Here is an 11734-nt window from a genome sequence, read left to right on the forward strand (position 1 = left end):
TATGAAATCGTCTCGGGAAACCTTCGCAACTTCGAAAGTGTTACGGTGACCACTATGTCTCGGCTGCGTATGGGCCTGCGTGCAGGCACTTTTCTTCTTGCTCTCACCATCGCCGTTGCGGTCCTCGCGGTGTTCTTCCCGAAGGCGGCCGTAGCCGATTCCACCGAGGATTTCCCCGTACCTCGCAGAATGATCGCCACCACTTGCGACGCCGAGCAGTATCTGGCTGCCGTGCGGGACACGAGTCCGGTCTACTACGAGCGATACATGATCGACTTCAACAACCACGCAAACCTTCAGGACGCGACGATGAACAAGGCGCACTGGTTCTTCTCGCTGTCACCGGCGGAGCGCAGAGACTATTCCGAGAACTTCTACAACGGCGACCCGCTGACCTTCGCCTGGGTCAATCACATGAAGATCTTCTTCAACAACAAGGGTGTCGTCGCCAAGGCCACCGAGGTGTGCAACGGATACCCGGCCGGTGACATGTCGGTCTGGAACTGGACGTAAGGCGTTCCCGGAGGGGATGGATGATGGGCGCACCGAGGTTCGTCGGCGTGGCGATGGTGGCGGCGGTCGCTCCGATCGCCATCCTCCTCGGGAGTGGCCCGGCGCAGGCCGATACCGATCTGGGCAAGCAGTGCTCACCGGAAGGCGCAAAGGTGTGGGGGAATCCCGGCCCGATCTATTGCGAGCGCCAGGCGGACGGGCAACTGCAATGGGTTTCCATTCCCGTGTCGGCTCTGTGTGTGGCGTTCTGTGTGAACAGGCCCTAGGCCCGCAGCGCCGTCGCCCTGCTACCGGGGGGACTGTTGGCAGATTTCGCCGGCTTTGTCCCCCAATCGGTGGACACCGAATTCATCCCTTCGGTGGCTGTCTGACGGATGGATGCGACCGGTGACCTGCGCAATGATGAGGTTGTCATCGGAAAGTACGGTTTACCGCGCGGCGCCGTAACTACCAGGTCGCAGATAACTGCATCAGTCCGACCCTTGCCGCGGCGGGCCAAAGGTATTCATAATGGATCTCCGGCCAGCCGAACATTCGCTGATCCCCATGGCGATGGGTGCGACTGCGTTCCGGAAGCTGGAGGACCATCGCATGAGCCAAACAACTGGCAACGGCATCCCTGGCACGCTCGCGGCCCTGGACTGGCAGACCATCACCTGCCAATACGAACCTGGCTGTACCAACAGGGCTACGTACATCATCCATCGCCACGCGGTGGATGAATGCAATCACCCGCACGTAGACCCGTTCGGCAATGTCGTCGAGATCGTCTGCATCGCATGTCTGTGGCGTGCCGAGGCCGAGGTTGTGGTCCAGGTGGGTCAACTCCGACGCGCCTCCGGCGCCTACTGCCTGACGTGCGGTGCCCCGGTGTCCGAGCTGAGCGACATCATGCGCGACGTTGTCGCACTCTGACCGTCTCGCTACACCGATTCGGCTCGCACACGTCGCAGAATTGGCTCAGCGTCGTTTCAACAGTCCGCCCGGTGGATGTTCGTCAATGTAGTTGCGGATCAGCGCACGCACGGCCGGACGCGGTCCGTACGGTCGCAGCATGCTGCTGGCCGGCCGTGGGCGCACATGCTGCGGCCACCAGAACCAGCGCCCGAGCAAGGTGGCCAGCGAGGGCGTCATGAAGGATCTCACGATCAACGTGTCGAACAGCAGACCCAGCGCAATCGTCGTACCCACCTGGGCCATCACGCGCAGTGGGCTGAACGCGAACGTCGCCATGGTGGCGGCGAACACCAGACCTGCGGCGGTCACCACCGAGCCGGAACCGGCCATCGCGCGGATCGTCCCCGTCTTGAGGCCGGCTTGGATTTCCTCCTTGAACCGCGAGATCAGTAACAGGTTGTAATCCGAGCCGACCGCAAGCAGCAGGATGATTGCCATCGCCAGCACCATCCAGTGCAACTTGATGCCCAGGATGTACTGCCACAAAAGCACGGAGAGTCCGAACGAGGCGCCCAGCGACAGCAACACCGTGCCCACGATCACGAAGGCCGCCACGACGCTTCGGGTGATCACCAGCATGATGACGAAAATCAATGTCGCCGCCGAGATTCCGGCGATCAACAGATCGATGTTGGAGCCGTCGTGCATGTCCTTGTACGTCGCGGCGGTGCCGCCGAGGTAGACCTTGGCTCCCTCCCAGGGCGTGCCTTTGATCGCCTCGTGCACGGCCCGCTGGATCGGTTCGATGAGGTTGATGCCTTCCGGACTAGCCGGGTCGCCCTCGTGCGAGATGATCAATCGGACAGCGTGCCCGTCCGGCGAGATGAACTGTTTGAGCCCACGCGCGAAGTCCGGGCTCTGGAACGCTTCCGGCGGGAGGTAGAACGTGTCGTCGTTCTTCGCTCGGTCGAATGCATCCCCTTGGGCGGTGGCGTTGTCGGACTGCGCCCTGGCCTGGTCGTTGAGACCCGTAGTTGTCGCATAGTTCGACATGATGGTGTCCAGATTGCGCTGCTGGCTCTCGATCTGAGGGGGTATCAATTCCACCAGCCTGGGCTGAATCGCGTCCAGCCTGTCCAGGTTCTGGCTGAGGGCCAGGATGTTCTGCGCCACCTGGTCGATTCCGTCGAGCGCATTGAAGATGGACCGCAGCGCCCAGCAGATCGGGATGTCGTAACAGTGCTTCTCCCAATAGAAGTAGCTACGAATCGGCCGGAAGAAGTCGTCGAAGGTGGCGATGTTGTCGCGCAGTGTCTCGGTGATCTTCACGGTTTCTTTGGTGAGTTTGGTGGTTTCGTGCGTCGTATCGCTGAGGTCCTGGGTGACCTGCATCTGCTCCCGCAGCGTGGCCATCGTCTTGCGCAACTCGTCCGCTTGGTTCAGTAGATTTTTGGCCTGCTCATCTTGGAAGTGCTGAGTCTGAATCCGCCCCGCGGCTTGGGCGCCCATCTGAAAACCGAGGGTGCTGTGGTCGAGTGGCGTGCCCAACGGCCGGGTGATGGTCTGCACCCGACCGATACCGGGGATGTGGAAGACCGCCTTGGCGACCTTGTCCAGGACGAGGAAGTCGGCCGAGTTACGCAGGTCGTGATCGGTCTCGATCATCAACAGCTCAGGATTGAGCCGAGCCTGGTTGAAGTGCCGGTCGGCGGCCGCGTAACCGATGTTGGCGGGGGTGTCCGCGGGTAGGAAATGACGGGTGTCGTAGTCCGTTTTGTAGCCGGGCAGTGCGATCAGACCGATCAGGGCAATCGCGATCGTGACCGCGAAAACCGGTGCGGGCCAACGGACGATCGCCGTGCCGATTCGGCGCCAGCCCCGAGTCTGCAGCTTTCGTTTCGGATCAAGGAGCTTGAAGAATGACGCCACGACCAGCACCGCGGGGCCCAGAGTCAGCGCCGCGAACACCGCCACCAACATGCCGACGGCGCACGGTGCGCCCAAGGACTCGAAATACGGCAATCGGCAGAAGCTCAGGCAATACATCGCGCCGGCGATGGTCAGGCCCGACCCGAGCACGACATGCGCGGTGCTGTGGAACATGGTGTAGAAGGCTTCTTCGCGAGTCTCCCCCAGACCGCGGGCCTCGTGGTAGCGGCCGACGACGAAAATTGCGTAGTCCGTTCCGGCGGCGATCGCCAGCAACACCAACAAATTGTTGGCGAACGTGGAGAGTCCGATGATCTCGTAATTGGCCAGCAACGCAACGACGCCTCGGGCTGCCAACAATTCGACGAAGACCATGAACAACACGGCCAGGACGGTGACGAGCGAGCGGTAGACGACGAGCAGCATCACGAAAATCACCAGGATCGTGACCATGGTGACTATTGCGACGCCTTTCTCGCCCGCGTGGGACTGGTCGGCGAACAACGGACCCGCACCGGTGACATACGCCTTGATCCCCGGCGGTGCGGGCACAGAGTTGACGATCTTGCGGACGGCGTCGGCGGACTCGCCGGATAGGCCGTCGCCCATGTTGCCGGCGAGGTAAACCTGAACGTAGGCGGCCTTCTGGTCGTGGCTCTGGGAGCCCGCAGCGGTCAGCGGATCACTCCAGAAATCCTGCACGTGTTGAACGTGTTTCTTGTCTTGCTCGATTCGCCTGACAATCTCGTCGTAGTAGCGGTGCGCCTCCGCCCCCAGCGGCTTGTCGCCCTCCAGCACGATCATTGCCGAGCTGTCGGAATCAAACTCCTTGAACGTCTTTCCGACCTGCATCATCGACTGGAACGACGGCGCATCTGTGGGGCTCTGCGACACCGAATGGTTCTTGGCGACGACCTCGAGTTGCGGCGCAACGGTATTGGTGATGACGACGATGCCCAACCACACCAGCACAATGGGCAGTGCCAGCCGATGGATCATCCGAGGCAGGAAGGGCGGGATCAGCGGCTGCGAGATGGGCGGCGCGGCAGAATCAGCCTCGGTGGTCACTAGGGCACCATCCTTACGGCGGATGTCTGATGGGCATTCGTTGAAGGGACTCGGCGGGGGCCGAGGTGACGGCCAGTGGTGGTCGCTCGTAGAGGGCCTGCATGACATCGCCGCCCTCGGTCCTCCCGGGGTCGCGGACCGGCATCAGGAAGACGCGCCGCAGAGCGCCAGTTAGTGACCGTCCGGTGGTCGATCCCCTCGCCGCGTCGTCGCTGCCAACCTGAGGAGATCCGTTGTCGAAGAGCGCCACAGAAACCATTTACGTCGGTCTGGACTGGGCCGGTGCCACACACGCGGTATGCGTATTGTCCACGGTAGGAAAAGTTATGGCGCAGTTCATGATTGACCACACCGCCGAGGGCATCGCTACGTTGATCCGCAAACTCGCCAAGTTCGGCGATCCCGCTGATGTACAGATCGGGATCGAACGGCCCAACGGGCGGCTGGTCGACCTGCTGCTCGAGGCCGGCCACCCGGTCATCCCGGTGTCCCCGAACGCCATCAAGGCCTGGCGCGACGGCGAAGTCATTTCCGGCGCGAAGTCCGATGCTGGCGATGCGCTGGTGATCGCTGAGTATCTGCGGCTGCGCCGCCACCGGCTGGAGCCCGTAGCGCCCTACAGTGCGCAGACCAAGGCACTGCGGACCGTAGTGCGTACCCGCGACGACATCGTCGCCATGCGGGTCTCGGCCACCAACCAACTCAGCGCCCTGCTTGATGACCACTGGCCCGGCGCCAAGGCGATCTTCGCCGATGTTGAATCCCCGATTAGCTTGGCGTTCCTGCGGCAGTATCCCACCGCGGTCCGGGCGGCCCGCCTCGGCGAAAAACGTGTGGCCGCCTTCCTGGCCAAGCACGGCTACTCCGGTCGCCGAACAGCCAGTGAGCTGCTGGGCCGGCTGCGCGGCGCTCCCGCGGGCACGACCACCCCAGCCCTGTCCGTCGCAGTCGCTGACGCCGTGATAGCTCTGGTCACCGTTCTGGAGGCCCTCAACACCGCCTGCAAAACCCTCGACCGCTCCGTCATCGCCCGCCTCGGGGAGCACCCGGACGCCGAGATCTTCACGTCGCTGCCAAGGTCGGGTCAGATCAACGCCGCCCAGGTGCTCGCCGAGTGGGGCGACTCCCGGGCAGCCTACGACGGACCCGACGCAGTGGCCGCCTTGGCCGGCGCTACACCCGTCACCAAAGCATCCGGCAAGCAATACGCCGTGCACTTCCGCTGGGCCTGCAACAAACGCTTCCGCCGCGCACTGACCACCTTCGCCGACAACAGCCGCCACCAAAGTCCCTGGGCCGCCGACATCTACACCCGAGCCCGCGCCCGCGGCCATGACCACCCGCACGCCGTACGCATCCTCGCCCGCGCCTGGATCCGCGTCATCTATCGCTGCTGGGGCGACCACCGGCCCTACGACCCCAACCTCCATGGCGGAACACAGAGATTGTTGCCGCAAACGGCCTGAGGTTGACTCAGGAAGTGTCATGCGGACTTGTCCAGGCAGTACACGAAGGCATTCACCGTTTCGTTGGGGGGCGAATGATTGGGAGCCTTGACGACATCACCGCGTCCGTCGTTGTTGTTGACGAGGAACCGGCACGCGATCCAGCTGCCGTTTCCTTGCGCCATCAGGTTGGCCGGGATACCGGGCTTCGTTGACTTCAATTCCGTCTTCCACGGTAGGGGCACATTGAGAGCCTGCTGAGGATGGGAGTTCTCATCGAGATAACTGATCGTCGCCGTGCTGCCGGGCGAACCCCAGACCTCGAGTGTGATCGTCTTGGGGTTGAACTGGTCGATGACATCACCGGATGAACCGCCCCCGAACGAATCGCTGCGAACGCCGAACACGTCGTGCAACCGGTGAACCGAAAATCCCGCCACCCCGACGACGGCCAGAACGGTGAGGATGAGCCAGAACCGGGTGAGGAGGCTCCACAGCCCCCCGCGCTTGGCCCGTTGGCGAGTCGCTGTATTGCCCTCGCCGCCAACGGAATTGGGGGTTGTCACCGGGTCGGTCTCTGGCTCAGTCATCGTCATGGGCGCTTCCTAACCAGTGACGAGAGCCGCCAGCCAATTAGCCTGTCTGTCCACTTAGGCACTCTAACCTTAATGCACACACGGTAGGAATTCTCGGCGCAGTGCGTAAAGCCCCTGTGCATCAAGACCTTCGCCGACGGTTTCATCGGGACCTCGGAAGCGAGCCGATGCAGGTTGCGGTGAGCACCCGCGTGAGCGCGGACCCGAAGTCCATGTTCCATTCGGCCGGCAGCACCTCGGGCTCTTCCTGGTAGACGTCAGAGATCCTCGCCGGCGGGTTTGCGATCTGCCAGAACGCCGCAGCCAGCGAGTAGGCCGCGATGAGGATGTCGAATGCGCCCGACCGTCCGAGCGCCGGTAGTGCCTGCTCGATGGCGTCCGCAAGTGCGATCGCGGCGGCGGAAATGGTTCGTCGAATCTCGATGACCCGTTCGATCTCGACTTCGTGCTCGAGATGCAGGTGCAGGTTGGCCAGCAGGTCGCAGAACAGCGGGTCAGCGGCGAGGCCCTTGGCCAAAGTTTCTGCCACCCGCTCCGCGGTCATCGGTCCGGGCGCAGCCAACTTCTCGCACACCGTGCCCGACCACCGCACCCAACCTTCGGCGGCCAGATGCAGCAGCACCTCCTTGTGGGAGGTGAAGTACCGGCGCACCGCCGAGTAGTGGATTCCCGCCCGGCTGGCGACGGCGGTCAGTGTCACCGACGCGACACCGGTTTCCGATGCGATCGAGCGGGCGGCCTCCACCAGCGCCGCAGCCCGTTGGCGCTTGTTCTCCTCGGTGCGGGCGCGCCGGAAAGTGAGTTGCGCCACTGGCCGAGGATAACGCACACGGCGTGATTTGCGGCCAAGAATCGAGGCCTTTACGCACGCGATATGCCTTAGACTCGGCCGTCTAGAGGAAGGAGTCCGCCCCCGGGGCCCCAGACGCGAGCGTGTTCTACTTAGGTAAGGCTAATAGAGTTGGTGGCGCTGCCCATTTGCGCAGTGTGGCCAGTTGATTGAGTACGCAAGTGTCTCCAAAGGCGGGTATCGTGCGCCCCGAGTCATGCCAACGGTGAAAGGGACCTGAAATTATCAAGGTGCTGTCGCGGGTGTGGATTGCACTCGTCGTTTTGGCGGTGCTGGTCACCGGTGCCTTCATCGCGAACCGGGTCCATGGCTACTTCGGCTCGGAAAAGCGCGCCTCCTACGCGGACAGCAACCTGAAGAACCCGGAGCCGTTCAACCCCAAGCGAATTACCTACGAGGTGTTCGGTCCCGCGGGCACGATCGCCAACATCAGTTACTTCGACGTCAACGCCGACCCGCAGCGGGTGGACGGCGCGAGCCTGCCCTGGTCGCTGCACATCAGCACCACCAAAGCCGCGATGGTCGGCAACTTGATGGCCCAGGGCGACAGCGACAGCATCGGCTGCCGCATCCTGATCGACGACGTGGTCAAGTCCGAGCGAATCTCCAACGGCGTGAACGCCTTTACCTTCTGCCTGGTTAAGTCCGCGTGAGTACCAGCTACGCCGACGAGCACGCCGGCCCTCCCATCGCCGAAGCCCGTCCCAATCGCCCCTTCATCCCGCGCATGATCCACGCCTTCGCGGTGCCGATCATCCTGTTCTGGGTGGCTGTCGTCGTGCTGCTCAGCCTGCTTGTTCCGTCGCTGGAAGTCGTCGGGCAGGCGCGTTCGGTTTCCCTGAGCCCCAAGGATGCGCCGTCCTTCGTCGCGCTCAAGCGGATCAGCCGCGTCTTCCAGGAAGGGGAGACGGACAGCTTCGCGATCATCGTCCTGGAAAGTGAGCAGCCCCTCGGCGACGCGGCGCACACGTACTACGACGGCCTGATGCGCAAATTGCGCGCCGACAAGCACGTGCTGAGCATTCAAGACTTCTGGGGCGATCCGCTCACCGCGGCCGGCGCGCAGAGCAACGACGGCAGGGCCGTTACCGTCCAGGTGAATCTCGCCGGCAACCAGGGCGAATCGCTGGCCAACGAATCCGTGGGCGCCATCCGCAAGATCGTCGATGCCACTCCGCCACCTCCCGGGCTCAGGGCCTATGTCACCGGGGCCTCGGCTTTGGGTGCAGATCTCCAACAGAGCGGCGACAAATCGATGGCGAAGGTCACCATTGCCTCGGTTGTGGTGATCCTGTGCATGTTGCTGTTCATCTATCGGTCGCCGCTCACCGTGATTCTGCTGCTGGTCACCGTCGGGATCGAAGTCAGCGCGGCCCGCGGCGCCGTCGCGATCCTGGGCAACAACGAGCTGATCGGGCTGTCCACCTTCGCGGTCAGCCTGCTCACTTCGTTGGCGATCGCCGCCGGCACCGACTACGGCATCTTCATCATCGGCCGGTACCAGGAAGCCCGGCAGGCCGGCGAAGACCGGGAAACAGCCTTTTACACCATGTATCACGGCACCGCGCACGTCATCCTGGGATCCGGATTGACCATCGCGGGCGCGACATTCTGTTTGGCCTTCGCCCGCATGCCCTACTTCCAGACCCTCGGCGTGCCCTGCGCGGTCGGCATGCTGGTCGCGGTTCTGGTCGCGCTGACGTTGGGTCCGGCCGTTCTGGTGGTCGGCAGCCGCTTCGGCGTTTTCGATCCCAAGCGGGTGCTGTCGGTGCGTGGCTGGCGCCGGGTGGGCACCGCCGTGGTGCGCTGGCCACTGCCGATCCTCGCGGTCACCTTTGTGATCGCCCTGATCGGCCTGATCACCCTGCCTGGATACAACCCCAGCTACGACGACCGCGCCTACCTGCCCAGCTTCATACCCGCCAACCAGGGCTTCGTCGTCGCCGACCGCCACTTCTCCCAGGCTCGGATGAAACCCGAGATTCTGATGATCGAGTCGGATCACGACATGCGCAATCCGGCCGATTTCCTGGTGCTGGACAAGCTGGCCAAGGGCGTGTTCCGGGTGCCCGGAATCTCCCGGGTGCAGGCCATCACCAGGCCGGACGGCACCCCGATGGACCACACGTCGATTCCGTTCCAGATGAGCATGCAGAGCGCCGGTCAGATGCAGACCCTGAAGTTCCAGCGCGACCGGATGAACGACCTGCTCAAACAGGCCGACGAGATGTCCAAGACCATGGCCCTGATGCAGCGGATGTACGGTCTGATGACCCAGCTCAATGGTGTCACCCACAAGATGGTCGGCGACACCGAGGAGATGCAGCAGATCACCAACGACCTGCGCGACAAACTCGCCAACTTCGACGACTTCTTCCGGCCTATCCGCTCCTACTTCTACTGGGAACGGCACTGCTACGACATCCCGATCTGCTGGACGTTTCGGTCGCTCTTCGACGCGCTCGACGGTATCGACGCTTTAGACGAGAAGCTGAATGTCCTGGTAGGTGACATCAAACAATTCGACGTGCTGATGCCGCAGATGGTCGAAACCTTCCCGCCGATGATCGAGACCATGGCCAGCATGCGCACCATGATCCTGAGCATGCACAGCACGATGTCGGGCATCTTCGACCAGATGGACGAGATGAGCGACAACGCGACAGCGATGGGCCATGCGTTCGACGCCGCCAAGAACGACGACTCGTTCTATCTGCCGCCGGAGGTCTTCAAGAATTCCGACTTCAAACGCGCCATGAAGAACTTCCTGTCCTCCGACGGGCATGCGGCGCGGTTCATCATCCTGCACCGGGGTGATCCGGCGTCGGCCGAGGGAATCGCCAGCATCGACAAGATCCGTACGGCGGCCGAAGAAGCACTCAAGGGAACGCCGCTGGAAGACTCCAAGATCTACGTCGCCGGAATGGGTGCCGTCTTCAAGGACATCTCCGAGGGCGCCAAGTGGGACCTGGTGATCGCGGGCATCTCGTCGCTCTGCCTGATCTTCATCATCATGCTGATCATCACCAGGGCTTTCGTGGCCGCCGCGGTCATCGTGGGTACCGTAGCGCTGTCGCTGGGCGCTTCGTTCGGGCTGTCAGTGCTGGTGTGGCAGCACATCTTGGGCATCCCGCTGCACTGGTTGGTGCTTGCCATGTCGGTGATCGTGCTGCTGGCCGTCGGCTCGGATTACAACCTGCTGCTGGTCTCGCGCTTCAAACAGGAGATATACGCCGGCTTGAACACCGGCATCATCCGATCGATGGGCGGCACCGGCAAGGTCGTGACCAACGCGGGGCTGGTGTTCGCCTTCACGATGGCATCCATGATCATTGGCGACGCCCGGATGATCGGGCAAGTGGGTACCACGATCGGCCTGGGTCTGCTGTTCGACACACTGATCGTGCGGGCGTTCATGACGCCTTCGATCGCGGCGCTGCTCGGCCGCTGGTTCTGGTGGCCGATCCGGGTGCGGTCCCGTCCGGCGCGCAGCCCCGCACTCCCCCGCCGCGACCAACCCGCCGACAAGTCGCTGGCGCTCAGCGGCGAGCGCTAGCCGGTGCGGGCCGGGGGTCCGCTCCGGCCATCCGAGGGGCCTGCGACTCCGAATAAATGATGTGCTGACACCCGCGGAACTCCGATGAGCGAGAGCGACATCCTGGCGGTGACGGGAGCCTCCGTCCTCGCGGTGGCCGCCGTGCATTCGGCCACCTTCGTCATCGCCCGCAGGATCGGCCGCTACAACGTCGTCGACGTCGCGTGGGGCCTGGGGTTCGTCGCGGTGGCGGCCGTGGCGGCGCTGGTGGGCCACGGGGATCCCACCCGACGCTGGCTGCTGCTGGCGCTGGTGTCGATCTGGGGTCTGCGGCTGAGCTGGCACATCCATCACAAAACCGCCGGCAAGGGTGAGGACCGTCGCTACGCGGACCTGCTGCGGGGCGCTTCGGTGGGGCAGGTGGTGTACAGGGTTTTTCTGCTGCAGGGCTTCCTGACCCTGTTCATCTCGTTCCCGCTGCAACTGTCCGCGGTAACGGGTGCCACGACCGGACCGTTGCTGGCCATCACCGCCCTGGGCGTGGCGTTGTGGCTGGTCGGTTTCACCTTCGAGGCGCTGGGCGACCGGCAATTGCGCCGATTCAAATCCGATCCGGCCCATCGCGGGCTCATCATGGACACCGGTCTGTGGTCGTGGACGCGTCACCCCAATTACTTCGGCGACGCCTGCGTGTGGTGGGGATTGTGGCTGATCACGGTCAACGGCTGGGTGCCGCTGGCTACCGTGGTGTCGCCACTGTTGATGACCTACTTCCTCATCGATGTGAGCGGCGCCCGTTTGACCGAGCGATACATGAGGGGCCGACCCGGATTCGCCGATTACCAGGAGCGGACGGCCTATTTCGTCCCCCGGCCGCCCCGCTCGGTGCGTCAGTCATGAC

At 63.3% G+C, this 11734-nt stretch carries 11 protein-coding genes; 8 read left to right on the plus strand and 3 right to left on the minus strand.

What is annotated here, in order from left to right:
• Window positions 1-54: 54 nt before the first annotated feature.
• From AC5Y7D_RS15375 to AC5Y7D_RS15385, 3 genes are all read left to right on the plus strand, one after another.
• Window positions 55-513, plus strand: a complete 459-nt coding sequence (locus AC5Y7D_RS15375) for a DUF5078 domain-containing protein (RefSeq protein ID WP_499925388.1) — start codon at window positions 55-57, stop codon at window positions 511-513.
• A gap of 23 nt (window positions 514-536) precedes the next feature.
• Entirely contained in the window at window positions 537-779 is a 243-nt protein-coding gene (locus AC5Y7D_RS15380) for a hypothetical protein (protein WP_499925390.1), read from the plus strand.
• 325 nt (window positions 780-1104) lie between these two features.
• Window positions 1105-1428, plus strand: coding sequence for a hypothetical protein (locus tag AC5Y7D_RS15385; protein ID WP_499925392.1), 324 nt, complete (start codon window positions 1105-1107; stop codon window positions 1426-1428).
• A 45-nt stretch (window positions 1429-1473) separates the two neighbouring features.
• On the opposite strand, the gene AC5Y7D_RS15390 is transcribed toward AC5Y7D_RS15385, so the two are convergent.
• Window positions 1474-4338, minus strand: a complete 2865-nt coding sequence (locus tag AC5Y7D_RS15390) for an MMPL/RND family transporter (RefSeq protein WP_499925646.1) — start codon at window positions 4336-4338, stop codon at window positions 1474-1476.
• A 91-nt stretch (window positions 4339-4429) separates the two neighbouring features.
• Here AC5Y7D_RS15390 and AC5Y7D_RS15395 point away from each other — a divergent pair, with 91 nt between their 5' ends.
• A complete protein-coding gene (locus AC5Y7D_RS15395) occupies window positions 4430-4582 on the plus strand; it encodes a hypothetical protein (protein ID WP_499925394.1) in 153 nt (50 codons plus the stop codon).
• Between the two features lie 58 nt (window positions 4583-4640).
• Complete coding sequence (locus AC5Y7D_RS15400) at window positions 4641-5873, plus strand: IS110 family RNA-guided transposase (protein ID WP_499925396.1); 1233 nt, start codon at window positions 4641-4643, stop codon at window positions 5871-5873.
• A gap of 17 nt (window positions 5874-5890) precedes the next feature.
• Here AC5Y7D_RS15400 and AC5Y7D_RS15405 read toward each other — a convergent pair whose 3' ends face one another.
• The gene (locus AC5Y7D_RS15405; RefSeq protein ID WP_499925398.1) at window positions 5891-6448 is read right to left on the minus strand and encodes an MmpS family transport accessory protein; all 558 of its coding nucleotides are present in this window, start codon (window positions 6446-6448) and stop codon (window positions 5891-5893) included.
• 142 nt (window positions 6449-6590) lie between these two features.
• Window positions 6591-7277, minus strand: coding sequence for a TetR/AcrR family transcriptional regulator (locus AC5Y7D_RS15410; RefSeq protein WP_499925399.1), 687 nt, complete (start codon window positions 7275-7277; stop codon window positions 6591-6593).
• Window positions 7278-7528: 251 nt separating this feature from the next.
• Between AC5Y7D_RS15410 and AC5Y7D_RS15415 the strand changes: the two genes are divergently transcribed.
• The 3 genes from AC5Y7D_RS15415 to AC5Y7D_RS15425 all read left to right on the plus strand — a co-directional run bounded on the left by AC5Y7D_RS15415 (window position 7529) and on the right by AC5Y7D_RS15425 (window position 11733).
• A complete protein-coding gene (locus tag AC5Y7D_RS15415; protein WP_499925401.1) occupies window positions 7529-7951 on the plus strand; it encodes an MmpS family transport accessory protein in 423 nt (140 codons plus the stop codon).
• 74 nt (window positions 7952-8025) lie between these two features.
• Window positions 8026-10854, plus strand: coding sequence for an MMPL/RND family transporter (locus tag AC5Y7D_RS15420; protein ID WP_499925648.1), 2829 nt, complete (start codon window positions 8026-8028; stop codon window positions 10852-10854).
• Between the two features lie 84 nt (window positions 10855-10938).
• A complete protein-coding gene (locus tag AC5Y7D_RS15425; protein WP_499925403.1) occupies window positions 10939-11733 on the plus strand; it encodes a DUF1295 domain-containing protein in 795 nt (264 codons plus the stop codon).
• Window position 11734: the final 1 nt, after the last annotated feature.

The sequence above is a fragment of the Mycobacterium sp. NGS49 genome (genome assembly GCF_059812565.1).

Bases quoted from the DNA above. Each gene is read 5' to 3' on its own strand.
- AC5Y7D_RS15375 (WP_499925388.1), top strand. From the start codon at position 55: ATGTCTCGGCTGCGTATGGGCCTGCGTGCAGGCACTTTTCTTCTTGCT.
- AC5Y7D_RS15380 (WP_499925390.1), top strand. From the start codon at position 537: ATGGGCGCACCGAGGTTCGTCGGCGTGGCGATGGTGGCGGCGGTCGCT.
- AC5Y7D_RS15385 (WP_499925392.1), top strand. From the start codon at position 1,105: ATGAGCCAAACAACTGGCAACGGCATCCCTGGCACGCTCGCGGCCCTG.
- AC5Y7D_RS15390 (WP_499925646.1), bottom strand. From the start codon at position 4,338: ATGATCCATCGGCTGGCACTGCCCATTGTGCTGGTGTGGTTGGGCATC.
- AC5Y7D_RS15395 (WP_499925394.1), top strand. From the start codon at position 4,430: ATGTCTGATGGGCATTCGTTGAAGGGACTCGGCGGGGGCCGAGGTGAC.
- AC5Y7D_RS15405 (WP_499925398.1), bottom strand. From the start codon at position 6,448: ATGACGATGACTGAGCCAGAGACCGACCCGGTGACAACCCCCAATTCC.
- AC5Y7D_RS15420 (WP_499925648.1), top strand. From the start codon at position 8,026: ATGATCCACGCCTTCGCGGTGCCGATCATCCTGTTCTGGGTGGCTGTC.
- AC5Y7D_RS15425 (WP_499925403.1), top strand. From the start codon at position 10,939: ATGAGCGAGAGCGACATCCTGGCGGTGACGGGAGCCTCCGTCCTCGCG.